The organism is Actinoalloteichus spitiensis RMV-1378, from assembly GCF_000239155.1.
In the GTDB taxonomy this organism is placed as follows: domain Bacteria; phylum Actinomycetota; class Actinomycetes; order Mycobacteriales; family Pseudonocardiaceae; genus Actinoalloteichus_B; species Actinoalloteichus_B spitiensis.
Genome location: NZ_AGVX02000120.1, coordinates 1 through 25,090 on the forward strand (window position 1 = coordinate 1; position 25,090 = coordinate 25,090).

General features: G+C 71.4%; 17 protein-coding genes and 2 tRNA genes. 15 read left to right on the plus strand and 4 right to left on the minus strand.

Features of this window, described 5'->3' with window-relative positions:
- Positions 1-39 precede the first annotated feature (39 nt).
- Together ilvD and ACTIDRAF_RS27545 are read right to left on the minus strand one after the other, a co-directional pair.
- On the minus strand, positions 40-1,884 hold the full coding sequence (gene ilvD, locus ACTIDRAF_RS0206255; protein ID WP_016697865.1) for a dihydroxy-acid dehydratase: 1,845 nt from the start codon (positions 1,882-1,884) through the stop codon (positions 40-42).
- 334 nt (positions 1,885-2,218) lie between these two features.
- Positions 2,219-2,803 (minus strand): PH domain-containing protein, encoded by a 585-nt coding sequence (locus ACTIDRAF_RS27545; RefSeq protein WP_016697866.1) that lies wholly within the window; start codon positions 2,801-2,803, stop codon positions 2,219-2,221.
- A 561-nt stretch (positions 2,804-3,364) separates the two neighbouring features.
- Between ACTIDRAF_RS27545 and ACTIDRAF_RS0206265 the strand changes: the two genes are divergently transcribed.
- The 9 genes from ACTIDRAF_RS0206265 (at position 3,365) to ACTIDRAF_RS0206305 (ending at position 17,694) form a co-directional block, all read left to right on the plus strand.
- A complete protein-coding gene (locus ACTIDRAF_RS0206265) occupies positions 3,365-5,110 on the plus strand; it encodes an acetolactate synthase large subunit (protein ID WP_026065830.1) in 1,746 nt (581 codons plus the stop codon).
- Between the two features lie 61 nt (positions 5,111-5,171).
- Positions 5,172-5,678: an acetolactate synthase small subunit gene (gene ilvN, locus ACTIDRAF_RS0206270; protein ID WP_016697868.1), complete on the plus strand. Its 507-nt coding sequence runs from the start codon at positions 5,172-5,174 to the stop codon at positions 5,676-5,678.
- A 58-nt stretch (positions 5,679-5,736) separates the two neighbouring features.
- Positions 5,737-6,750, plus strand: a complete 1,014-nt coding sequence (ilvC, locus tag ACTIDRAF_RS0206275) for a ketol-acid reductoisomerase (protein WP_016697869.1) — start codon at positions 5,737-5,739, stop codon at positions 6,748-6,750.
- Positions 6,751-6,916: 166 nt separating this feature from the next.
- Positions 6,917-7,183 carry a DUF397 domain-containing protein gene (locus tag ACTIDRAF_RS0206280; RefSeq protein WP_016697870.1) on the plus strand — a complete coding sequence of 89 codons (267 nt, stop codon included), beginning with the start codon at positions 6,917-6,919 and terminating at the stop codon, positions 7,181-7,183.
- Positions 7,184-7,399: 216 nt separating this feature from the next.
- Positions 7,400-9,004 (plus strand): phosphoglycerate dehydrogenase, encoded by a 1,605-nt coding sequence (gene serA, locus ACTIDRAF_RS0206285; protein ID WP_425359118.1) that lies wholly within the window; start codon positions 7,400-7,402, stop codon positions 9,002-9,004.
- 880 nt (positions 9,005-9,884) lie between these two features.
- On the plus strand, positions 9,885-13,211 hold the full coding sequence (locus tag ACTIDRAF_RS0206290; protein ID WP_016697872.1) for a S8 family serine peptidase: 3,327 nt from the start codon (positions 9,885-9,887) through the stop codon (positions 13,209-13,211).
- A 252-nt stretch (positions 13,212-13,463) separates the two neighbouring features.
- On the plus strand, positions 13,464-14,528 hold the full coding sequence (locus tag ACTIDRAF_RS0206295; RefSeq protein ID WP_026065833.1) for a 3-isopropylmalate dehydrogenase: 1,065 nt from the start codon (positions 13,464-13,466) through the stop codon (positions 14,526-14,528).
- A 656-nt stretch (positions 14,529-15,184) separates the two neighbouring features.
- The gene (gene cimA / locus ACTIDRAF_RS0206300) at positions 15,185-16,834 is read left to right on the plus strand and encodes a citramalate synthase (RefSeq protein WP_016697874.1); all 1,650 of its coding nucleotides are present in this window, start codon (positions 15,185-15,187) and stop codon (positions 16,832-16,834) included.
- A gap of 80 nt (positions 16,835-16,914) precedes the next feature.
- Entirely contained in the window at positions 16,915-17,694 is a 780-nt protein-coding gene (locus tag ACTIDRAF_RS0206305) for a fumarylacetoacetate hydrolase family protein (protein WP_016697875.1), read from the plus strand.
- Here the strand turns inward: ACTIDRAF_RS0206305 and ACTIDRAF_RS0206310 are convergent.
- A complete protein-coding gene (locus ACTIDRAF_RS0206310) occupies positions 17,645-18,952 on the minus strand; it encodes an FAD-dependent oxidoreductase (protein ID WP_016697876.1) in 1,308 nt (435 codons plus the stop codon). The genes ACTIDRAF_RS0206305 and ACTIDRAF_RS0206310 overlap by 50 nt on opposite strands.
- A 210-nt stretch (positions 18,953-19,162) precedes the next feature.
- Here ACTIDRAF_RS0206310 and ACTIDRAF_RS0206315 point away from each other — a divergent pair, with 210 nt between their 5' ends.
- From ACTIDRAF_RS0206315 to ACTIDRAF_RS0206330, 4 genes are all read left to right on the plus strand, one after another.
- A complete protein-coding gene (locus ACTIDRAF_RS0206315) occupies positions 19,163-20,806 on the plus strand; it encodes a glutamate--tRNA ligase (RefSeq protein WP_016697877.1) in 1,644 nt (547 codons plus the stop codon).
- 127 nt (positions 20,807-20,933) lie between these two features.
- Positions 20,934-21,665, plus strand: a complete 732-nt coding sequence (locus ACTIDRAF_RS0206320) for an HAD family hydrolase (RefSeq protein WP_016697878.1) — start codon at positions 20,934-20,936, stop codon at positions 21,663-21,665.
- Positions 21,666-21,844: 179 nt separating this feature from the next.
- Positions 21,845-21,916 (plus strand) — tRNA-Gln (locus ACTIDRAF_RS0206325).
- A gap of 42 nt (positions 21,917-21,958) precedes the next feature.
- Positions 21,959-22,031: transfer RNA gene (locus ACTIDRAF_RS0206330), tRNA-Glu, on the plus strand.
- A 168-nt stretch (positions 22,032-22,199) separates the two neighbouring features.
- On the opposite strand, the gene ACTIDRAF_RS0206335 is transcribed toward ACTIDRAF_RS0206330, so the two are convergent.
- Positions 22,200-22,901, minus strand: a complete 702-nt coding sequence (locus ACTIDRAF_RS0206335) for an IclR family transcriptional regulator (RefSeq protein ID WP_052168721.1) — start codon at positions 22,899-22,901, stop codon at positions 22,200-22,202.
- A gap of 79 nt (positions 22,902-22,980) precedes the next feature.
- On the opposite strand from ACTIDRAF_RS0206335, the gene leuC reads away from it, so the two are divergent.
- Both leuC and leuD read left to right on the plus strand, forming a co-directional pair.
- Positions 22,981-24,408, plus strand: a complete 1,428-nt coding sequence (gene leuC / locus ACTIDRAF_RS0206340) for a 3-isopropylmalate dehydratase large subunit (protein WP_016697881.1) — start codon at positions 22,981-22,983, stop codon at positions 24,406-24,408.
- 36 nt (positions 24,409-24,444) lie between these two features.
- On the plus strand, positions 24,445-25,047 hold the full coding sequence (gene leuD / locus ACTIDRAF_RS0206345; protein WP_016697882.1) for a 3-isopropylmalate dehydratase small subunit: 603 nt from the start codon (positions 24,445-24,447) through the stop codon (positions 25,045-25,047).
- The last annotated feature ends 43 nt before the right edge of the window (positions 25,048-25,090 follow it).

Here is a 25,090-nt window from a genome sequence, read left to right on the forward strand (position 1 = left end):
GGGTGGCCGGGCCGTTCGGTTCTCGCCCCGGGGTGCGGCTCAGCGCAGCGGGTCGCGCACGGCGCCCAGTGAGGCAGGGGTGGCGAGCCGGGCGTACGCCCGCAGCGCCGCCGACACCTTCCGCTGCCGGTCCACCGGCTGCCACGGACGTTCGGACGCCTCCATCTTGGCGCGCCGCTCGGCGAGGACGGCCTCGTCCACCAGCAGCTCCAACCGGCGTTCCCGGACGTCGATGAGGACCTGGTCCCCGTTCTCCACCAGGCCGATCAGGCCACCACCGGCGGCCTCCGGCGAGATGTGGCCGACGGAGATCCCGGAGGAACCGCCGGAGAAGCGGCCGTCGGTGATCAGGGCGCACTTCTTGCCGAGACCGGAGCCCTTGAGGAAGGCGGTGGGGTGCAGCATTTCCTGCATCCCCGGGCCGCCCGCCGGCCCCTCGTAGCGGACGACCAGCACCTCCCCGGGCTGGATCTCGCGGGAGAGGATCGCCGACACCGCCTGTTCCTGGCTCTCGACCACCCGGGCCGGCCCCTGGAACCGCCAGAGCTCCTCGTCGATGCCGGCGGTCTTGATGACGGCGCCGTCCTCGGCGAGGTTGCCCCGCAGCACGGCGAGGCCGCCGTCCACGGTGTAGGCGTGGTCGACGTCACGGATGCAGCCGGCCTCGGCGTCGGTGTCCAGGGAGACCCACCGGTTCTCCGTGGAGAACGCCTTGGTCGTGCGCACCCCGCCGGGAGCGGCGTGGAAGAGTTCGATGGCACGGTCGGACGCCTGACCGGACCGGATGTCCCACTCGGCGAGCCAGCTGGCGAGGGTGGGCGAGTGCACCGAGTGCACGTCCCGGTGGAGCATCCCGCCCCGGTCCAGCTCACCGAGGATGGCGGGGATGCCGCCGGCCCGGTGCACGTCCTCCATGTGGTAGTCGGAGTTGGGGCTGACCTTCGACAGGCAGGGCACCCGCCTGCTGATCGCCTCGATGTCGGCGAGGTCGAAGCCGACCTCGCCCTCCTGGGCGGCGGCCAGGATGTGCAGCACGGTGTTCGTCGAGCCACCCATCGCCATGTCCAGGGCCATCGCGTTCTCGAAAGCCTTCTTGCTGGCCACCGACCTGGGCAGGACGGAGTCGTCGTCCTGCTCGTACCAGCGCCGGGCGATCTCCACCACGGTGCGACCGGCGGCCAGGAACAGCTCCCGGCGGGCGGCGTGGGTGGCCAGGGTGGACCCGTTGCCCGGCAGGGCCAGGCCCAGGGCCTCGGTGAGGCAGTTCATGGAGTTCGCCGTGAACATCCCGGAACAGGAACCGCAGGTCGGGCAGGCCGAGCGTTCCACCTCGGAGAGGCCGGCGTCGTCGACCTCGGAGCTCGCCGAGGCCGAGATCGCGGTGATCAGGTCGGTGGGCGCCCGGGTGACGCCGTCGACGGCGACGGCCTTGCCGGCCTCCATCGGGCCACCCGAGACGAACACGGTGGGGATGTTCAGCCGCATCGCCGCGTTGAGCATCCCCGGGGTGATCTTGTCGCAGTTGGAGATGCACACGAGCGCGTCGGCCTGGTGCCCCTCGACCATGTACTCGACGGCGTCGGCGATGATCTCGCGGGAGGGCAGCGAGTAGAGCATGCCGCTGTGGCCCATGGCGATGCCGTCGTCGACGGCGATGGTGTGGAACTCCCTGGCGACGCCGCCGGCCTCCCGTACGGCCCCGGCCACCAGGTCGCCCATGTCCTTGAGGTGCACGTGCCCTGGCACGAACTGGGTGTACGAGTTGGCGATGGCGACGATCGGCTTGCCGAAGTCGGTGTCGGTCATGCCGGTGGCACGCCACAGCGCACGAGCCCCCGCGGCGTTGCGGCCGTGGGTGGTGGTGCGGGAGCGCAGTTGGGGCACAGCTCCTCCCAGGAACCAGCGTCTGTCGTGGTCCGGGCCGACGGGGCTGCCGGCCCGGGAGCCCGGAGGTGGGCTCGGTGTCGAACTGTCGGACGGGGGCGGCGTCTCCCCGGCGGTGTGGGAGCGGACGCGGCCGACGGGCGGTACCCGGGACGGACGCGGGAGCGGGAACTCCCGTGGGGCCCGGTCCTGTCGCGAACCGGCCCGTGGCCTCGGATGGTGACCCGGGGCGACCGGCCGGCCACCGACAGCCCAGTGGTGGATGGGCGGTGTTCCCGAGACTACCCCCGTCGCGGCGCCGGGTGGCCTGGCCGGTGGCGCCCGGGGCGCGTTCTCAGCGTTCGGAGTCGGAGTCGCCGGGAGCGCCCGGGGCGTTCGAGCCGGCCTCACCGGCGACGTCGGTGGGGGAGGTCGTCCCGGTGTCGGTGGCCGCCGTGCCGGGGGCTTCCGTGCTCTCGGCCGCCGGGGACGCGCTCGCACCGGTTCCGCCGCCGTCATCGCCGGCGGTGGCGAGGGGGTCGGGTACCTGCCCCCCGCTGGCGAGGGAGAGCAGCGGGAGGTCCCGTGGCCGGACGGCCGGCAGCGGGAGTTCGGAGTCGTCGGCCCGCACCGCCCGCACCGTCGATTCGCCGACGATGCGCAGCGAGGTCACCTCGGACCAGGGCAGTTCGATGGTGCCCATCATCCGGAATACGGTCAGCCCGGAGGTCGACGCGACCGTTCGCCACCGGTGCAGGGCGAAGGCCAGCGCCAGGGGGACCAGGTAGACCACCTGGAGGCCGGGTGCCCCGAAGGCGACCGGTGTCGCGCACAGCGCGAGGAACCCGATCCCGAGGTAGGCCACCGGCGAGAGGCGGAACGTCACCGGCCTCCGCTCGACGTCCGTCTCGCCTGGCTGCTTCTCGTCCACCACGCTCATGCCTTCGATACTCCCACCGCCACCGAGCCCGGGAACGACCTGGTCCCGCCCCGCCCGGCCCCAAACCCCGGCCTCGCGACGCGCGCCGGCGGGCGGGTACCGGCGTCGTCGTGGACGTCGTCGACCCGCGCGCGCGTGCCGGTTCCGGAGGGACTTCCCCCTTCCGAGCGGCGGCGGGTCCCCCGGACGTCAGGGCTCCCTCACGGTCAGTGCGCGGAGTTCGCGCAGGTCGGCGGGGAGGTGTGCTCCTCCAGTGTCCACCATTCGGGACGGCGTCCCGCAGAGTTGACGCCACTCACCGACTGTGGCAACCTACGACGCGTGCTGCGACTGATTGACGTTCTCGTACTTCCCTGGCGCGCCGACGCTTAGGGAATCGCAGCGTCGACGCGCCAACCCTCGCGTGGCCCTTCGGGCTACCGGGGGTTTTTTGTTTGACGGCCCCGCACTCTCGAGATCAACGAGGCAGAGCACATGACCAGCGCCAACGCACGACCAGCCCCGGCTCCGGCGCCCGCCGGGCCGGCCAGGCCCAAGCCGGCGCCGCCCACCGGCGCTCCGGTGCAGGTGACGGGCGCCCAGTCGCTCGTCCGCTCCCTGGAGGAGGTGGGCTGCGAGGTCGTCTTCGGGATTCCCGGCGGCACCATCCTCCCGGCCTACGACCCGTTGCTGGACTCGCGGAAGGTGCGCCACGTGCTCGTCCGCCACGAGCAGGGCGCCGGCCACGCCGCCACCGGGTACGCCCAGGCCACCGGGCGGGTCGGGGTGTGCATGGCCACCTCGGGGCCCGGTGCCACCAACCTCGTCACGCCCCTCGCGGACGCGAACATGGACTCGGTGCCCGTCGTGGCGATCACCGGGCAGCAGTCGCGGGGGCTGATCGGCACCGACGCCTTCCAGGAGGCGGACATCTGCGGGATCACGCAGCCGGTGACCAAGCACAACTTCCTGGTCACCGATCCCGCCGACATCCCCAGGACGATCGCGGAGGCCTTCCACCTCGCCTCCACGGGGCGGCCGGGGCCCGTGCTCGTGGACATCCCCAAGGACGTCCTCCAGGAGACCACCTCGTTCGCCTGGCCGCCGGAGATGAAGCTGCCCGGCTACCGCCCCACCTCGCGGCCGCACGGCAAGCAGGTGCGGGAGGCGGCCAAGATGATCAGCGCGGCCCGGCGGCCGGTGCTCTACGTCGGGGGCGGCGTGCTCAAGGCCGAGGCGGTCGCGGAGCTGCGCGAGCTGGTCGACCTGACCGGGATCCCGGTCGTCACCACCCTGATGGCCCGGGGCGCGTTCCCGGACTCGCACCCCCTCCACCTGGGCATGCCCGGGATGCACGGCACGGTCTCGGCGGTCACCGCGATGCAGCGGGCGGACCTGCTGATCGCGCTCGGTGCCCGCTTCGACGACCGGGTCACCGGTCGGCTCTCCTCCTTCGCGCCGGAGGCGCAGGTCATCCACGCCGACATCGACCCGGCGGAGATCTCGAAGAACCGCCGTGCCGACGTGCCCATCGTCGGCGACTGCCGTGAGGTGGTCGTCGACCTCCTCGACGCGCTGCGGGAGGAGTTCGACCACGGCGGACGGGCCGACTTGGCGCCCTGGCGCGCGCAGGTCGCGAACTGGCAGCAGCGCTTCCCCCTCGGCTACGAGTGGCCGGCGGACGGGACGTTGTCGCCGCAGTACGTCATCGAGCGGATCGGCGCGCTCGTGGGGCCCGACGCCGTGTACACGGCCGGCGTCGGCCAGCACCAGATGTGGGCGGCCCAGTTCATCCGGTACGAGTCCCCCCGCAGCTGGATCAACTCCGGCGGTCTGGGCACGATGGGGTACGCGGTGCCCGCGGCGATGGGCGCGAAGATGGGTCGGCCGGACACCGAGGTGTGGGCGATCGACGGCGACGGTTGTTTCCAGATGACCAACCAGGAACTGGCGACCTGCGCGATCGAGGGCATCCCGATCAAGGTCGCCGTCATCAACAACGGGAACCTGGGCATGGTCCGCCAGTGGCAGAGCCTGTTCTACTCGGAGCGCTACTCCAACACCGACCTGGGCACCCACAAGCACCGGATCCCGGACTTCGTCCAGCTCGGGGAGGCGCTGGGCTGCGCCGCCTTCCGCTGCGAGTCCCGGGAGGAGGTCGACGCGACGATCACCAGCGCGCTGGAGATCGACGACCGGCCGGTCGTGCTCGACTTCGTCGTCGGCAAGGACGCCCAGGTGTGGCCGATGATCGGGCCGGGTGCGGGCAACGACGAGGTCATGGCGGCCCGGGGCATCCGCCCGGACTTCGACGAGTCGGACGTATGAGCCGGCCCCAACACCGCGGTCGGACAGCCGGACGGGATTCCGAGGAACAGGAGCAGGGCAGATGAGTCGGCACACGCTCAGCGTGCTGGTGGAGAACAAGCCGGGTGTGCTGGCCAGGGTGGCCGGCCTGTTCTCCCGACGGGGCTTCAACATCGAGTCGCTCGCCGTGGGGGAGACCGAGTACCCGCACATCTCCCGGATGACGATCGTCGTCGCGGTGGACGAGCTGCCGCTCGAACAGGTCACGAAGCAGCTCAACAAGCTGGTCAACGTGATCAAGATCGTCGAACTGGATCCGGTGGCCTCGGTGCAGCGTGAACTGCTGCTGGTCAAGGTCCGCGCCGACGCCACGGTGCGCACGCAGGTCCTGGAGACCGTGCAGCTCTTCCGCGCCAAGGTCGTCGACGTCGCGCCGGAGGCCGTGACGGTGGAGGCCACCGGGACGGCGGACAAACTGGACGCGCTGTTGCGGATGCTCGAACCCTACGGCGTCCGCGAGATGGTCCGGTCGGGGATGGTCGCGCTCGGTCGGGGGGCGCGGTCCATCACCGCCTCCGCGGTGCGCTGAGCCGACCGCTCGCGCCCGGGGAAGCACACCACAGAACACCACAGAGAAGGAACCAGGAATGAGTGCCGAGATTTTCTACGACGACGCCGCCGACCTCGGTGTGCTCCAGGCCAGGAAGGTCGCCGTCATCGGCTACGGCAGCCAGGGCCACGCCCACGCGTTGAGCCTGCGCGACTCCGGTGTCGACGTCCGCATCGGCCTCGCCGAGGGCTCGAAGTCGCGGGTGAAGGCCGAGGAGGAGGGACTCCGGGTCGTGACGACCTCGGAGGCCGCCGCCGAGGCCGACGTGATCATGATCCTGGCTCCGGACCACCTCCAGGCCGGGATCTACCAGAAGGACATCGCTCCCAACCTCAAGCCCGGTGACGCGTTGTTCTTCGGGCACGGCCTGTCCATCCGCTACGGGCTGATCAGCCCCCCGGCGGACGTGGACGTGGCGATGGTCGCGCCGAAGGGCCCCGGTCACCTCGTGCGCCGGCAGTTCGTCGACGGCAAGGGTGTGCCCGCGCTGATCGCGGTGGAGCAGGACGCCACCGGCGGCGCGCAGGCTCTCGCCCTCGCCTGGGCGAAGGGCATCGGCGGGACCCGCGCGGGTGTCATCAAGACGACCTTCAAGGAGGAGACCGAGACCGACCTCTTCGGTGAGCAGGTCGTCCTCTGCGGTGGCACCACGGCGCTGATCCAGGCCGGGTTCGAGACGCTGACCGAGGCCGGCTACCAGCCGGAGATCGCCTACTTCGAGGTCCTCCACGAGCTGAAGCTCATCGTGGACCTGCTCTACGAGGGCGGCCTCTCCCGGATGCGGTACTCGATCTCGGACACGGCCGAGTACGGCGACCTGACGCGGGGCCCCCGGGTCATCTCGCCAGCGGTCAAGGAGGAGATGCGCCGCATCCTGGGCGAGATCCAGGACGGCACCTTCGCGAAGGAACTGGTGGCCGAGGAGGAGGCCGGGCGCCCGAACTTCACGCGGCTGCGGGCCGAGGGCGAGGCTCACCCGATCGAGGAGGTCGGCAGGAAGCTGCGCGGCCTGATGTCCTGGGTGGACCGCCCGATCACCGAGACCAACTGACCCCGGTCGTGGTCATCGGCCGGTGGCCCGGGCGGGGTGGTGAGCCCGGGCCACCGGCACCTCGTGCGAGCGGTTTCCCCTACGGGTATACGGTTCGTCGCGCAAGGTGACAGCCCGACGGCTGTCGCGACGACGTACTCCACCGCCAACACAGGGAGAGCGCCCGGTGAGCCACGAGATCCAGCGCGAGGGCAACGAGGTCCCGATCTACGACGACAAGGCGCATGTCCGGGGCAAGCTGGACATCTCCAACGCGGAGTGGATCACCAGCACGGAGGACGAGGACCACAAGGGCGTCGAGATCGCCTTCGTGGAGGAGTACATCCTCATGCGCAACGGCGCCGACCCGGAGGGGCCCGTCCTGGTGTTCACCCAGGCCGAGTGGGATGCCTTCGTGGAGGGTGCGAAGGACGGCGAGTTCGACGAGCCGTGACCGGCGGCGGCCCGGGGGTCCCAGGGAGTGGGAAGGTGTGGTCCGTCCCGTTTCCGCGCGGGGGTCCGGTTCCTCGCGTCGTTCGTCCCACTCCGTGGACGCATCGTGGCTGTCGGCGTCAGCTCTGCCACCCTTTGAGAATCCTTTCACAAACTCGGGCTAAGCTGCTCCTGCCGCTCCACGGACGGGGTGGCCCGAGGATCGCGACCCTGGAGCATGTCTGTGAGCACCCCCAGCCGTCCTGTTGCCCTGATAGCCGAGAAGCTGGCGCCCTCGGCGGTGGAAGCGCTTGGTGACGAGGTCGAGGTCCGTCACGTCGACGGGACCGACCGGCCGGCACTGCTGTCCGCGGTGGCCGAGGCCGACGCGTTGCTCGTGCGTTCCGCGACCAAGGTCGACGCGGAGGTGCTGTCGGCGAGCGGCAGGCTGAAGGTGGTCGCCAGGGCGGGTGTCGGCCTCGACAACGTGGACGTGCCGGCCGCCACCGAGCGCGGTGTCATGGTCGTCAACGCTCCGACCTCGAACATCGTCTCGGCAGCCGAGCACGCCGTAGCGCTGCTGCTCTCCGTGGCGCGCCGGATCCCGGCGGCCGACGCCAGTCTTCGCGGCGGTGCCTGGAAGCGCAGCTCCTTCTCCGGTGTGGAGCTGCGGGGCAAGACCGTCGGTGTCGTCGGCCTCGGCAAGATCGGCCAGCTCGTCGCGCAGCGGCTGGCCGCCTTCGACACCGAGCTGATCGCCTACGACCCCTACGTGTCGGCGGCCCGGGCCGCGCAGCTCGGTATCGAGCTGGTGAGCCTGGACGAGCTGCTCGCCCGCGCAGACGCGATCTCGATCCACCTGCCCAAGACCCCGGAGACCAAGGGGTTGATCGGTGCGGAGCAGCTGGCGCGGACCAAGAAGGGCGTGCTGCTGGTCAACGCGGCCCGGGGTGGTCTGGTCGACGAGGACGCCCTGGCCGAGGCCGTGCGCTCCGGTCAGGTGGGGGGCGCGGGAGTCGACGTCTTCTCCACCGAGCCGATCACCCAGAGCCCCCTCTTCGAGCTCCCCCAGGTGGTGGTGACCCCGCACCTGGGCGCCTCGACGGCCGAGGCGCAGGACCGCGCCGGGACGGACGTCGCCCGGTCGGTGCTGCTCGCCCTGCGCGGCGACTTCGTGCCGGACGCGGTGAACGTGCAGACCGAGGGCGCGGTGGGCGAGGAGGTCCGGCCCTACCTGCCGCTGACCCAGAAGCTCGGCGTCGTGCTCACGGCGCTGGCCTCCGCCTCCCCCGCGTCGGTGACCGTGGAGGTGCGGGGTGAACTGGCGGCCGAGGACGTCAGCGTCCTGCCGCTCGCGGCGTTGCGGGGCGTGTTCTCCAAGGTGGTCGAGAGCCAGGTCACCTTCGTCAACGCTCCTCGGCTCGCCGCCGAGCTGGGCGTCGCCGTGGACGTGCGCAAGGAGAGCGAGAGCGCGAACCACCGCAGCCTGGTGACCCTCCGAGCCGCGCTGCCCGACGGTTCCTCCGTGAGCGTCTCGGGCACGCTGACCGGTCGGGGGCAGGTGGAGAAGCTCGTCGAGATCAACGGCCGCCACTTCGACCTCCGCGCGGAGGGCAACATCCTGCTGCTGGAGTACAGCGACCGCCCCGGCGTCATGGGCACGGTGGGCACGCTGCTCGGTGAGGCCGGGGTGAACATCGAGGCCGCGCAGATCTCGCAGACCACGGAGGGCACCGACGCCACGATGCTGCTGCGGGTGGACCGCCCCGTGACCGGCAACGTCCTGGAGCCCACCGGCGCCGCCATCGGCGCCCGTACCGTGCACGCGGTGTCCTTCGACTGATCCTGGATCGCCTGGGCGGGGACGCCTCGACCGTACGCGCCGCTCCGTCGCGGCCGATCCGCGCCTCCGGCGCGTGACGCGTTCTCCGCCCGGGCGCCGCCGGTGTCGCACCACCGCGCGCCCCGAGGTCGGGTGGCCGTACCCCACCTCGGGGTCGACCTCCGCCGCCCGGTGGGCCACGGTGCCGGGGCCTCCCGGCCCCGGTGGGGTGGAGGCCGCCCTCCCGCGCCCGCGCGTTCCGGACCGGGGCGCCCCGTGCTCGCGGGAGGGCGGCGGGCCGCTGGCCCCGTCCCGCGGCTGCTCAGTGTCCTCTTCGGCGTGGGTGCCCGCAGCGGGCGTCCCCGGCGCACCACCTCCGGCTCCGCCGCCCACGCCAGGCGGTGCGGCCGCCCTGCGGCGTGCGGGAGCTGCCCGAACGTCGTGACGTCCCCGGCCGCGTGGCCCTCCCTCGCCCTGCCCTCATCCCCGGCGCCACCGCGGGGTGAGCGCCGGTCCGTCGCCTGACCAGTTTCGGTCGTCCACGCTCCCACGACCGTGATCACTCCATGGCGGCCAGTGCGGCGACTTCATGCCTCATGGCGTGACAACTCTGTTCAAATCGGTGTGGAGTATTCACCCTTTCGGCGTAACTGAAGGACCTGGCAATCGCGTTAAGTTCCCTCCTTGAGGCAGGACCAGGTGTCGTAGAGGGCGCGACGCCGGGCCAGTTCCCGCTGACGAGGGCGTCCGTTCGGGAACGACGGCGTGACACGTCGCGAACTGGCGGTGGTCGGAGAAGGCCTCGCTAGGGGTATCCAGAGTGAGTCGTACCCGAAGAACAGGGCTGAGAACCCGGTCAGGTTCCGCCACCGCCGGCCGGCGCCGAGGCGCCCGGTCCGCCGTGGCACTCACCGCCGTGCTGGCGGTGACCGGCCTGAGTGGAACCGCCGTCGCGCAGGACTCGGCGGAGACCGAACTGCCGCTGGCCGACGGGCTCGCCGCCGCCGCCGGTGGCTCGACGGACACGCCGCTGGACAAGGTGGCGCCCGCCGTCGCGGCCGCGGCCGGCGACATCTCGGTCTTCATCGAGTTGGAGAGCCGGGCCGCCGTCGACGTCTTCGTCGAGCAACAGCAGGCCGGGGCGGGGGACGACGCGGCGCAGGACGCCGCCGTCCGCGCCAGGACCCGCACCGAGCGCACCGCGGACGTCGTCGTCGACGACCTGGAAGCCCGCGACCAGGGCGCCCAGGTCCTCTACACGACCTCGAACGCCGTGCCGGGCGTGGCTGTCACCGCCGACGCCGAGCGGGTGCGCCAGCTCGCCGAGCGGGGGGACGTCCGGTCCATCCGGCAGATCACGCCGGAGGAACGCACCAACTCCACGGCCACCGCCCTCACCAACACCGTCAAGGCGTGGGAGAACACCGGGCGGTTCGGTGAGGGGATCCGGATCGGGATCATCGACGACGGCGTGGACTACACGCACGCCATGTTCGGCGGGCCGGGCACCCGCGAGGCCTACGAGGCCGTCGACCGGGACGTCGCCGACCCCGCCTACTTCCCCACGGACAAGGTGGTCGGCGGTATCGACCTGGTCGGGGACGACTACGACGCGAGCAGCCCCGATCCGGCGCTGAACACGCCGAAGCCGAACGACAACCCGATCTCCTGCGGCCGGCACGGTACCCACGTCGCGGGCAGCGCGGCCGGCTTCGGGGTCAACGCCGACGGGAGCACCTTCGACGGCGACTACTCCGAGCTCACCCCCGACGCGCTCGACGAGATGCGCATCGGACCGGGCACCGCGCCCGAGGCGTTGATCTACTCGATCAAGGTCTTCGGCTGCTCCGGATCGACGGCGGTCACCGCCCAGGCCCTGGACTGGGCGCTGGACCCCGACCAGGACGGCGACTTCGGCGACCGGCTCGACATCGTCAACCTCTCGCTGGGGAGCAACTACGGCGCTCCGGACGACCCCAACAGCCTGTTCGTCCGCAAGCTGAACCAGCACGGCGTCGTCACGGTCTTCTCGGCCGGCAACGGCTCCGACCTCTACGACATCGGTGGCTCGCCGGGGAACACCGCGGAGGCGATCACCGTCGCCAACACGCGCGACTCCTACGTCCTGCGGGACGGCGCGAGGGCCACGGCACCCGAGTCGGTGGCCGGTGACTACGCGGGCCAGTACAGCCAGGACTACGCCGGATACGCCGACCTGGACCTGACCGCGCCGGTCGTGCCGCTGACCACCGAGTCCAACCTCGACGGCTGCGACCCCTTCTCCGACGCTGACGCCGCCGCCGTCGCGGGCCGGATCGCCTGGCTGGAGTGGGACGACGACGACAGCACCCGCCGGTGCGGGTCCGTCGGCCGGGCGGACAACGCGGAGGCGGCCGGCGCCGTCGGAGCGGTCTTCTCCTCCACCGAGGAGCACTTCTCCGCCGGTATCGCCGGCAACGCCGGCATCCCCGTCATCCAGTTCACCGGGAGCGCGACGGAGCAGCTCCGGCCGGCGCTGGAGAGCGGCGAGCTGGAGATGCGTTTCGCCGAGGAGCTGCGCACCTCGGTGAAGACCTACGACGAGGCCCTCACCGACACCCCGAGCCCCAGCACCTCACGGGGAACGCGGGGCCCGGTCGTCAAGCCGGACATCGCCGCGCCGGGTGACACCATCGCCTCCGCGCTCTCCGGCAGCGGCGACAAGCCCGTCGTCCTCAGTGGAACGTCGATGGCCGCGCCCCACACCACCGGCATCGCCGCGATGCTGCGGGAGAAGCGTCCGGACTGGACCCCCGAGGAGATCAAGGCCGCGCTGATGAACACCGCTGGCGCGGACATCACCACTGGCGGCCCCGAGGGGACCGTCTACGGGCCCAACCGCGTCGGCTCGGGCCGCATCGACGCCGCCGCCGCACTGGACAACCAGGTCCTCGCCTACGTCGAGGACGACCCGGGGGCCGTCAGCGTGTCCTTCGGCGTGGTCGAGGTCGCCGGCCCGATCGCGAAGAGCAAGACGGTCAAGATCGAGAACAAGAGCGGCCGCGCCGAGAGCTACGACGTGTCCTACGAGGCCGCCACCGAGATCCCCGGCGTCCGCTACGAGCTCTCCCGCCGCAACGTCACCGTCCCGCCCCGGGGCCAGGTCCGGCTGGACGTGACACTGCGGATCGACGACCCGACGGCCCTCACCAGGACCCCCGACCCGACCATCGCCCTGGAACAGGCCGGGGAGGCCCGCCAGTACGTCTCCGACGCCTCGGGTCGGCTGCTGCTGACGCCCAAGCGCCGCCACGGGATCGACCTGCGGGTGCCGGTGTACGCGGCGCCCAAGCCGGTCGCCGAGATCCAGGCCTCGTCCTGGGTCCGCGTGCCCGAGGACGCCGACCAGGGGGTGCTGAACCTGACCGGCACGGGTCTCGACCAGGGTGAGGGCAGTGAGGCCTACCGTTCGCTGGTCACCGCGCTCGAACTCCACGGGGAGAGCCCCCAGCTCCCCGAGTGCACCGAGGAGGTCGTCGTCGGCTGCACGGTGAACGAGACGGCCAAGGGCGGTGACCTCAGGTACGTGGGTGCCACCTCGACCGCTCCGCTCGCGGTGGCCCAGGGGCGGCCGGAGTCGGCGCTGCTCGCGTTCGGCATCACGACGTGGAGCAACTGGTACAACGTCGGCAGCAACACGACGCCCTTCGTGAACATCGACATCGACGGCGACGGGATACCGGACTTCGAGACCTACGTGACCAAGTACGCCAGCAGCGACGTGCTGGTCGCGGCGACCGTCGACCTCAACGCCCCGAACCACCCGGTGGTCGACATCCAGCCGGTCAACACGCGGTTCGGTGACGTGGACACCAACGTCTTCGACACCAACGTGCTGGTGCTGCCGGTGTCGCTGTCGGCGTTGGGGATCGACCCGACCGCCGAGGCCGCCCCGCTGTCCTACACCGCGGGCGTCTCCGGTCGGTACGGCCAGTACGAGGCGGGGTCGACCCTGATCGACCTCATCGACGAGCCGATGGCCTTCGACCCGCTCAACCCCGGCCTGTGGGTGCAGGGCGGCGGCGACGCCGCCGTGTCCTACCACGCGAGGCCCGGGACCGCCCTGGTGGTCAACCGGAACGCGGAGACCGCCGGTGACGCCAGCCTCCTCCTGCTGCACCAGCACAACGCGAGTGGTCAGCGGGCGCAGGTCGTGACGGTCGGCAGCACCCCGCCGATCGCATCGTGATCACCTGACGGAGTGGACGGTCCCTGGGGGCCGTCCACTCTCACCCGGCGGGGGTGCTCGGGTCCGGTCGCGGGCCCGGGCACCCTTGCTGTGTTAACTCGGAAGGGGGATTGTTGGTCGAGTGATCGCCCGCGGCGCGGGAAAGATCACCTCGAACGGGTGTCCGGTATGTGAGTGGCAATTGCCGGGCAGGTAGCCTGCGCGGTGCGAAATGGTCCCGTGAAATGGGATCGCGACCCAGGAGGTGTGTGGATGCGGCTCGCTGTGATCCCAGGCGACGGGATCGGGCCCGAAGTCGTCGCCGAGGCGTTGAAGGTGCTCGGCGAGGTTGTTCCGGATGCCGAGATCGTTCGTTACGATCTCGGGGCGGCGCGCTGGCACTCCACCGGGGAACTGCTACCCGAGTCGGTGCTCACCGAACTCCGGCAGCACGACGCGATCCTGCTCGGCGCGGTCGGCGACCCGTCGGTACCCAGTGGCATCCTCGAGCGCGGCCTGCTGCTGCGCCTCCGCTTCGAGCTCGACCACCATGTCAACCTGCGACCGGCCCGGCTGTACCCGGGCGTGCGCTCGCCGTTGGCGGACCCGTCCGACATCGACATGGTGGTGGTGCGCGAGGGGACGGAGGGCCTCTACGCGGGCAACGGTGGGCTCCTGCGCAAGGACACCCCCCACGAGGTCGCCACCGAGGTGAGCATCAACACCTCCTTCGGGGTCGAACGCGTGGTGCGGGACGCCTTCGCGCGGGCGGCGAACCGTCCGCGCAAGCACCTCACCCTGGTGCACAAGACCAACGTCCTGACCCACGCCGGTTCGCTGTGGTCCCGGGTCGTGGAGGAGATCTCCCTCCAGCACCCGGAGGTGTCGGTCAGCTACCAGCACGTCGATTCGGTGACCATCCACATGGTGACCGACCCGGGGCGGTACGACGTCATCGTGACGGACAACCTCTTCGGGGACATCCTCACCGACCTCGCGGCGGCGGTCACCGGCGGCATCGGCCTGGCCGCCAGCGGGAACCTCGACGTCACCCGGCGCAATCCCAGCATGTTCGAGCCGGTGCACGGCAGCGCTCCGGACATCGCCGGCCAGGGCGTGGCCGACCCCACCGCCGCCGTGCTCTCGGTCGCGCTGATGCTCGACCACCTCGGCTACCGCGAGTCCGCGAAGCGCATCGAGGCCTCGGTGGCCTTCGACCTCGCCACCCGCGACCACGCGTCCCCCGGCGCCACCTACGCCATCGGAGACCGGTTGGCCGCACTGGTGTCGTCCAACGACCGGGCGGCACGCCCGGTCGAGTTGCCGCCGACCGCGTGAGCGGTGGGGTCCGTCCCCGGGGCCGCCGGGGACGGACCACGCACGCGGCGGACCGAGGCACGGCGATGGTCCGGCCCTCCCCACCGCGGGAGGTGAGAACGCGGCGAACCGGAGCGGGGGCGCCGGTCGGACGGAGGCGGGACACCGGGTGGCTGTTGGCGCCGGCGGCGGGCACCAGACGGGCAGGGCACCGCGACCACCCGGGTGACGGGTGTCGGAGCCGCGCGGTCCCCGGGACGACCGGCACCACGGCCGTCAGGCGGTGTCCCGGGTTCCGACCCGCGCGGAACCGCCGGCTCCCGGCCCACCCCGCGCGTCCGGCGACCGGCGGATGTTCTCGGCGGTCGGCCCAGTCGAGGAGATCCCTCGCCCGGCCGTTCGGCCACGTCCACCCACCGGGAGAGGGGACCACCACCTCGTTCCGGATGCTGGGAACACCTGACCCCCAGGTGGACTCCGACCACTCCATGTGACATTATGCTGCCCATGTCTCACCGCAGCGTGATCATTATTCGCCAGCGCGCCGAGTAAGTGCTTGCACAAGCACCTCGGCGCGCAGACCTCTCGCACCCCGGCGAGGGGTCTTTTGTTTTTCCCGGCCCCGACCGCAGCAGAACGCGGACCCCGATCCCTGATGAGCACGGCAGGAGTTCCCCGTGACCCGCTTCGCCCCGGCAGCAACCCCCCTCGGTGACTCGTTCCACGTCTACGACACGACGCTGCGTGACGGCGCGCAGCGCGAGGGCATCTCCTACTCCGTGAACGACAAACTGGCGGTGGCTCGCCTGCTGGACTCGCTCGGGGTGGGGTTCATCGAGGGCGGGTGGCCGGGCGCCCTCCCCAAGGACACCGAGTTCTTCGCCAGGGCGGCATCCGGGGAACTGCCGCTGCGCCACGCGGTCCTCGTCGCCTTCGGCGCCACCCGGCGCCCCGGTGTGCCCGTCGCCGAGGACCAGCAGGTCCAGGCGTTGCTCGACGCCCGGACGCCGGCGGTCACCCTCGTGGCCAAGGCCGACCGCCGCCACGTCGAACGGGCACTGCGCACCGACGTCGCCGAGAACGAGGCGATGGTCGCCGACACGGTCCGGCACCTGGTCGCCGAGGGCCGGCGGGTCTTCGTGGACGCCGAGCACTTCTTCGACGGCTACGCGTACGACCCCGACTGCGCCCTCGGCGTGCTCACCGCCGCCGTGGACGCCGGAGCGGACGTGGCGGTGCTCTGCGACACCAACGGCGGCTGGCTGCCCGACCGGGTCGGGGAGGTGGTGGCCGAGGTGGTGGGCCGCACCGGCTTCCGGGTCGGCATCCACTGCCAGGACGACACTTCGTGCGCGGTGGCCAACTCCCTGGCCGCCGTCCGGTCCGGCGCCAGCCACGTCCAGTGCACGGCGAACGGGTACGGGGAACGAGCCGGCAACGCTGACCTCTTCGCCGTCCTCGGCAACCTCGTCACCAAGATGGACGTCCCCGCCCTGCCTCCGGGGCGCTTGGCGGAGCTGTCCAGGGTCTCGCACGCCATCGCCGAGATCGCCAACCTCGTGCCCGACACCCACCAGGCCTACGTCGGGTCCTCGGCCTTCGCCCACAAGGCTGGGCTGCACGCGAGCGCGATCAAGGTGGACCCCGAGCTGTACAACCACCTCGACCCCGAGGTGGTCGGCAACCGGATGCGGGTCCTGGTCACGGAGATGGCCGGCCGGTCCAGCATCGAGCTCAAGGGACGCGAGTTCGGGCTGTCGCTGGCCGGCCGTTCCGAGGCGGTGGGGCGCACCGTGCGCCGGGTCAAGGAACTGGAGGCCCGGGGCTGGTCCTTCGAGTCGGCCGACGCCTCGCTCGAGCTGCTGCTCCGGGGCGAGTTGAACCGGGACCTCGACGAGGTGACCAGCGCGGCCCCCGTGGAGCAGCCGTTCCGCCTGGAGTCCTACCGGGTCGTCCTCGACCACCACGCGGACGGGACCGTGGTGGCCGAGGCGACGGTGCGGATGCACGTCGAGGGCGAGCGGGTGATCGCCACCGCCGAGGGCACCGGCCCGGTCCAGGCACTCGACGCCGCTCTCCGCAAGGCACTCGCCGGCCGACTGCCCTGGGTGGACGAGGTGGAACTCGTGGACTACAAGGTCCGCATCCTCACCGAGGACGCGGTCACCGAGGGAGGTGCCGGCGCGGTCACCAGGGTGTTGGTGAACTCCACCGACGGCGAGCGGGAGTGGACGACGGTCGGGGTGCACGGCAACATCGTCGAGGCCAGCTGGCTCGCGCTGTGCGACGCGCTCGTCTACCGGTCGACGCGCCAGCCGGTGGCCTAGACGTGCCAGTCGTGGGCGGCGTCGACCCGCTGTCCTACGGTGTGCAGGTCGTGCCAGCACGCGGAACAGGAGGACGACACGTGCGTTTGGGGCGGATCGCTCATCCCGAGGGAACCGGGTTTCCCTTCGTCGCCATCCAGCGGAACGACGGAGGCGACGAGGTCGCGGCCGAGATCAGGGAGCACCCCTTCGGCACGCCCGACTTCACCGGCCGGCAGTGGCCGCTCGCCGACGTGCGCCTGCTCGCGCCCATCCTGCCCAGCAAGGTGGTGTGCATCGGGAAGAACTACGCCGAGCACGCCAGGGAGATGGGCGGCGAGCCGCCGGCCGACCCGGTGATGTTCCTCAAGCCGTCCACCTCGGTGGTCGGGCCCGCGCTACCCATCCGGTTGCCCACCGACTCGACGCACGTCGACTTCGAGGGCGAGCTGGCCGTCGTCATCGGGCAGCCGTGCCGGGACGTCCCGCGCGCGAGGGCCAAGGACGTCATCCTCGGGTACACCGTGGCCAATGACGTGACGGCACGGGACCAGCAGCGGGCGGACGGGCAGTGGACCCGGGGCAAGGGGCACGACACCTTCTGCCCGCTCGGCCCGTGGATCGAGACCGAGATCGACCCCTCCGACCTCGCCGTGCGGACCGAGCTCGACGGGGAACTGCGCCAGGACGGCCGCACCTCGCAGCTGCTGCACGACGTGCCCGCGCTGGTCGAATGGGTCTCGCGCGTGATGACGCTGCTGCCGGGCGACGTCATCCTCACCGGAACGCCGGCGGGGGTCGGGCAGATCAGGGAGGGGCAGTCGGTGTCGGTCACCGTCGAGGGAATCGGAACCCTGACCAACCCGGTCGTCTCCCGTTGACGGGTCTGGTGGCCGTCCGGTCCGCCGGGTCCCCTCCCCTCGCCGGAGGCCTGCGGGCGAACGGGGGCGCGTGCTCCGGGACGAGGCCGACGGCCACCAGGTAGGCGGGGACGACCCGCAGCCACGGGAACCGGCGGAGCGTCCTGACCAGGAGTGGTGGGGTCGGGGCGTCGCGGTCGAGCGCGTCACGGAGGAACCCGGCGTGCAGGCGACGTTGCAGGCCTTGTGTCGCCACGGTGGGCAACCAGCGACGGCGTCGGACCCTGCGGAGATCGGCGGTGCGGAGCCGCCCGGTCAGCAGGGGAGCGGCCAGGTACCTCGCGGCGGCCACCGCGTCCTGGATCGCGAGGTTGATGCCGACCCCGCCCACCGGTGACATGGCGTGCGCCGCGTCCCCGATGAAGAGCACGCCAGGCGCCTCCCAGGTGCGCAGCCGGTCCAGGCGCACCGACAGCAGCCGGAGCTCGTCCAGGGACGTCAGCGAGTCCACCCGGTCGGCGAGCCAGGGCAGCAGGTCGGTCACCCGCTGCCGGAAGGCCGGCAGCCCCTCGGCGAGGACGCGGTGGTGCTCCCCTTTGCGGATGAGGAACGCGCACTGGAAGTAGTCGCCCCGGTCGATCAGGACCATCGCGTGCCCCTGCGAGAACCGCCCGGTCGTGCCCTCGATGTCGTCGGGTCGCCGAGGGAGCCGGAACCACAGCACGTCGAGGGGGACACCGAAGGAACGGGCCCGCAGACCGGCGGCCTCCCGCAGCCGGGAGTCGCGTCCGTCGCAGCCCACCACGAGCCCGGCCGCGATCTCCCGCACCCGCCCGTCCGGCTCCCGCACCCGCACTCCGGTGACCCGCCGGCCCCGCCGCACCAGGCCGATGGCCTCGGTGCGCATCCGCAGTTCGAAGGTGGGCTCCCGGGAGGCGGCGGCGGCCAGCATGTCGAGGAAGTCCCACTGCGGTACGAACGCGATGTGCTTGTGCGGGCCCGGAAGCCGTCGCAGGTCCGCCGTCACGACCGGACCCGAGTCGGTCAGGATCTGGAAGTGTTCGACCAGCCGGTGGGGCACCGCGTCGAACGCGGGTCCGAGACCGAGCTCGTCCAGCAGCTGGAGCGTCGAGGCGTGCACGGTGTCGCCCCGGAAGTCGCGGAGGAAGTCGCCGTGCTTCTCCAGGACGGTGACCTCCACCCCCGCCCGGGCGAGGAGGAGCCCGAGCATCATCCCCGCCGGCCCGCCGCCGATCACCACACAGTCCGTGGCCCGCATCCGACCCCCGCCTCGTCCGCTCCTCGGACCTCCCACTGTGCTGAGCCGTCGGGAGGGCCGCAATTGCTCGTCGGATGGGTAGCCAGCCCGTCCCACCAGGGCGGAGGGGCGCGCCAGCTCCTCGGAGCGTGCGAGCGTTCGCCCGTCCGACCAGCGGGGTTGGTAGCCTCACGTGTCCCTTCCGCAGGTGTGTGTTGGAGATCTCCGCTGATGCTCGATCGAGCCACCATCGACGCGTTGTTCCCGTCCGATCTGCCCGAGCCGGAGCACTGGGAACGGCGCTACCCGCCCCGTGACCTCCCGGAGGGGGCCAAGGTCACCCGGATCGGTCCCTCGCCGACGGGTTTCATGCACATCGGTGGCGTGTACGTCGGCCTGATCGACAGGGACATCGCGCACCACAGCGGTGGGACGTACCTGGTGCGGGTGGAGGACACCGACCAGTCCCGGGAGGTGGCCGGGGCGGTCGAGCAGTTCGACCGCGCCTTCGAGTACTTCTCCATCCAGCCGGACGAGGCTGGTGACTCGGGCGCCTACGGCCCCTACCACCAGTCCCAGCGCTCCGAGATCTACCTGACCTACGTCCGGGAGATGCTCCGCCAGGGCCGTGCGTACCCGTGCTTCGCCACGAAGGACGAACTCGCCGAGATCACCGGCGCCCAGCAGGTGGCGAAGCTCCCCACCGGCTACTACGGGCGGTGGGCGATCTGGCGCGACGCCGACCCGGCCGAGGTCCGGGCCAAGCTCGACGCCGGTGAGCCCTACGTGGTGCGGTTCCGCGCCGAGGCCGGCCCCCAGGAGAGGGTCCGCTACACCGACGCCATCCGAGGCGAGCTCGAGCACGAGGCGAACAGGAACGACGCCGTCATCCTCAAGTCCTCGGACCAGCCCCTCCGACTGCCGACCTACCACTTCGCGCACGCCGTGGACGACCACCTGATGCGGGTCAACCTCGTCATCCGGGGCGAGGAGTGGATTTCCTCGGTACCGCTGCACCTCCAGCTCTTCGAGGCCCTCGGTTTCGACCAGGTCGAGTACGCCCACATCGCCCCCCTGATGAAGCAGCAGGGGGGGAGCAGGCGGAAGCTGTCCAAGCGCAAGGACCCGGAGGCGTCGGTCGACTTCTACGTCGAGGCCGGCTACCCCTCCGAGGCGGTCCGCTACTACCTGCGCGGCCTCGCCAACGGACGCCTCGCGGAGTTGCCGCTGGAGCAGGCGCTGGTCGAGCCCATCCGGCTGGCGGAGTGCGGGGTCGCCGGCCCGCTGGTCGACCTCGTCAAACTGGAGGACATCAGCGCCGACCACATCGCCACCCTGTCCGGCGCGACCATCGTGGACGCGGTCTCGGCCTGGGCCACCACGCACGACCCCGACCTGGTCGCGGTCCTCGAGGCGGACCGGGACCTCGCGCTGCGGGCGCTCGCCGTGGAGCGTGAGGGCGTGGAGAACCCGCGCAAGGACCTCCGGAAGTGGTCGGACTTCCGCCCCGTGTACGGCTTCTTCTTCCCCCAGCTGTTCGCGGTGGTGAACGACCCCGCCGACGAACGTCTCGGCGGTCTCGACCCCGAACTGGTGCGCACGCTGGCCGCCGACTTCGCGGACGGCTACCAGCCGTTGGACGATCCCCAGGAGTGGTTCGGGCAGATCAGGGAACTGGCCGCCCGGCACGGCTTCGCGAAGAACGCCAAGGAGTTCAAGAAGAACCCCGACGCCTACCCGGGGTCGATCAGGGAAGCCTCCCAGCTGGTGCGGGTCGCACTGACCGGGTCCACCAGGAGCCCCGACCTGGCCGAGGTGGCCCGTGCGCTCGGGCCGGACGAGGTGTTGCGGCGGGTCCGCGCCCTCGCCACGTGAACCGGACCACTCCGTGACCGGCCGGAAGGCCGGTCACGGGCGGTGATCCGCTGGATCGATGCAGGCCAGGCCCAAATCACCCCGCTGGGGGGCATTCGCACGCTGCGCCAGTACCTAGTCTCACGGGGTGACATCCGCGCTCGCGACTTCCTCGGACACTCGGCTGCACCGCGTTCGAGCGGTCTGCCTCGACATCGATGACACCCTGGTCGACTACTGCACGTCCGCGCGGACCGGTCTGGTCGAACTGCTGGGGGACGACCAGTCCTGGCCCATGTGGCAACGAACCTCGGAGCGGCACCACGCCCGGTACGCCGCTGGCGAGGTGGACTTCGACACGATGCGTCGCCAGCGCACCCGTGCCTTCCTCACCGACCTGGGGCGGCAGGTCGACGAGGAGGAGGCCGCGGCGTGGGAACAGCGGCGGCTGACCGCCACGGAACGCACCTGGACCCTCTTCGACGACGCGGTGCCCTGCCTGCGCTGGCTGCGGGGGGCGGGGCTCCGGGTGGCCGCCATCACCAACGCCGCCGGGGCGTACCAGCGCCGCAAACTCGCGGCGGTGGGGCTCGACGGCGCCTTCGACCGACTGGTGATCTCCGGTGAGCGGGGGGTGGCCAAGCCGGATCCGCTCATCTTCCACACCGCCTGCGCCGAGCTCGGGGTCCGGCCGGAGGAAGCGGTGCACGTCGGGGACAAGGTGACGCTCGACGCACTCGGAGCGCGCGACGCCGGACTGCACGGGGTGTGGCTCGACCGGAGCTCCCTCAGCGATCCCGTGCCACCGGGGATCTCGGTGATCTCCGGGTTGTCCGAGCTGCCCGACCTGCTGTTCCGTCTCGGAACACCTGCCTCCTGACAGCGCCTGGCACGGGTGGGGGGACCCGGTTCTCGTTCGCTCTGGCGGGTGGTCTACTATCTTCACCAACGGCAGGGCGAGCCCCCCGGTGAGAGTCACGAGAGTCTGACCGGAAGAAGCTCCGAACGCTTTGGTATGCTGACGCAGGCCGGAGTTCGGAGTCATTGTCCTCCTGGCAATGGGGTATGGTGTAATTGGCAGCACGACAGGTTCTGGCCCTGTTAGTCTAGGTTCGAGTCCTGGTACCCCAGCGGAGAGTTTCGCGCGATACCGCGCGATTCCTCTCGGTTCCTGGCCCCGTCGTCTAGCGGCCTAGGACGCCGCCCTCTCAAGGCGGTAGCGCGGGTTCAAATCCCGTCGGGGCTACAGGAATGACCCGGGACTCCATGACGGAGTCCCGGGTTTTTCGTTGTCCAGGGCCGACCGCGCGGAGCTGCCGGCGGTGGGGCCGCCGTGGTGCGGAACCGGAACGCCTGCGGGGCCGCCGGTCGCCTGGTGCGGCCCGCCCCAGCCACTCCGGCACACCCCGTGCCCTCAGAGCTTCACGTGCAGGGCCTCCGCCGCCCCGAGGAGATCCGCGGCCCACCGCGCGCCGGGCTTGCGGCCGATCCGCTCGACCGGGCCGGACACCGAGATGGCCGCGGTCACGACGCCGTTGGCGTCCCGGACGGGAGCGGAGACACTGGCCACGCCCGCCTCGCGTTCGGCGATGCTCTGCGCCCACCCGCGACGCCGCACCTCCAGGAGGGTGCGTTCCCCGAAGACCGCGTCGACGAGGATGGCCCGCTGGGTCGCCGGGTCCGACCACGCCGCGAGGACCTTCGCTCCCGAACCGGCGGTCATCGGCAGCCTGCTGCCGACCGGGACGGTGTCCCGGAGCCCGCTGGGCGGTTCGGCGGTCGCGATGCAGATCCGCTGCATCCCGTCGCGCCGGTACAACTGCACGCTCTCGCCCGTGATGTCCCGAAGCCTGGGAAGTACCGTGGCGGAGGCCTCGATGAGCGGGTCACTGGTGGCGCCCGCCAGCTCGGTGAGGGCCGCCCCGGGCCGCCAGCGGCCGTCCGCTCCCCTCCGGAGGAGGCGGTGGACCTCCAGACCCACCGCGAGCCGGTGCGCGGTGGCCCTGGGCAGGCCCGTCCTGGTGCAGAGTTCCGCGAGCCCGCACGGGTCCTGGGCGACCGCCTTCAGGACGGCCACCGCCTTGTCAAGCACGCCGATGCCGCTATGCTGTCCCACGTCCCGATACTAATATCCCGTTATCTGGGATGTCCAGATCTTGGGACGGCCACGTCGACATCTCGTGCTGGGAGGAGCAATGGGCCGCACGCTCGCGGAGAAGGTCTGGGACGCCCATGTGGTGCGTCGGGGGAGCGGTGACGAGCCTGACCTCCTCTACATCGACCTCCACCTGGTGCACGAGGTCACCAGTCCCCAGGCCTTCGACGGTCTCCGGCTGGCCGGTCGTCCGGTGCGCCGGCCGGACCTGACCATCGCCACCGAGGACCACAACGTCCCCACCACGGGGATCGACCTGCCCATCGCGGACCCGGTGTCGCGCACCCAGGTGGACACCCTGCGCCGGAACTGCGCCGAGTTCGGGGTCCGCCTGCATCCGATGGGCGATGTCGACCAGGGGATCGTGCACGTCGTGGGCCCGCAGCTCGGGCTGACCCAGCCCGGGATGACCGTGGTGTGCGGCGACAGCCACACCTCGACGCACGGGGCGTTCGGGTCCATCGCCTTCGGCATCGGCACCTCGGAGGTGGAGCACGTCCTCGCCACGCAGACACTGCCGCTGAAGCCGTTCAAGACGATGGCGGTCAACGTCGAGGGAACGCTCCGGCCCGGAGTGACGAGCAAGGACATCATCCTCGCCGTCATCGCCAGGATCGGAACGGGCGGCGGGCAGGGCTACATCCTGGAGTACCGGGGGAGCGCCATCGAGGCGCTGTCCATGGAGGCCAGGATGACGGTCTGCAACATGTCGATCGAAGCGGGCGCTCGCGCCGGCATGATCGCGCCGGACGCCACCACCTTCGAATACCTCAGGGGCCGGCCGCACGCGCCGGACGGGGCGGACTGGGACGCGGCGGTCGAGTACTGGAGCGGACTGCGGACCGACCCGGACGCCGAGTTCGACGCCGAGGTGACCATCGACGCCGACTCCCTCACCCCCTTCGTCACCTGGGGGACCAATCCCGGACAGGGCCTCCCGTTGGGCGAACGTGTGCCCGACCCCGCCGAGATCGCGGACGAGAACGAGCGCTTCGCCGCGGAGAAGGCCCTCAGCTACATGGACCTCGTGCCCGGCACCCCGCTCCGGGAGGTCGCCGTGGACACCGTCTTCCTCGGATCCTGCACCAACGGCCGCATCGAGGACCTCCGCGCGGCCGCCGAGGTGCTGCGGGGCAGGAAGGTCGCCGGCGGGGTGCGCATGCTCGTCGTCCCCGGCTCCATGCGGGTGCGGGGCCAGGCCGAGGCGGAGGGACTGCACGAGGTGTTCCTGGAGGCGGGGGCCGAGTGGCGGTCCGCCGGCTGCTCGATGTGCCTGGGGATGAACCCGGACCAGCTGGCTCCCGGCGAGCGCAGCGCGTCGACGTCGAACCGGAACTTCGAGGGCCGCCAGGGCAAGGGCGGCCGCACCCACCTGGTCTCGCCCCTGGTCGCCGCCGCGACCGCGGTTCGGGGAACCCTGTCCTCCCCGGAGGACCTGTCCGCCGCCGACCTGGCCACGGCGAGCTGAGCGCGCCCGACTACTTCCCAGAAGGGGTGACCGAACATGGAAGCATTCACCACGCACACCGGGGTCGGCGTGCCGCTGCGCCGTTCCAACGTCGACACCGACCAGATCATCCCCGCCGTCTACCTGAAGCGGGTGACCCGCACCGGGTTCGCTGACGGGCTCTTCGCCGCCTGGCGGTCCGACCCCGGCTTCGTCCTGAACGACCCGAGGTTCTCCGCCGGGAGCGTCCTCGTCGCGGGCCCGGACTTCGGCACGGGTTCCTCCCGCGAGCACGCCGTCTGGGCGCTGGGCGACTACGGGTTCCGCGTCGTCATCTCCAGCCGGTTCGCCGACATCTTCCGCGGCAACGCCGGGAAGCAGGGCCTGCTGGCCGCCCAGTGCGCCCAGTCGGACGTGGAACTGCTCTGGAAACTGCTGGAGCAGGAGCCGGGGACCGAGGTGACCGTGGACCTGCGGGAGCGCACCGTCACCGCAGGGGAACTCGTCCTGCCCTTCACCATCGACGACTACACGAGGTGGCGGCTCCTGGAAGGCCTCGACGACATCGCGCTGACCCTGCGCGAGGTCGAGGCGATCGACACTTTCGAGGGGAGTCGGCCCAGCTGGCTGCCAACCACCACGCCCGTCACGGGTTCCTGACCGGTCGGCGCCGGTTCCCGTTGTGCCGCAACGGGAACCGGCG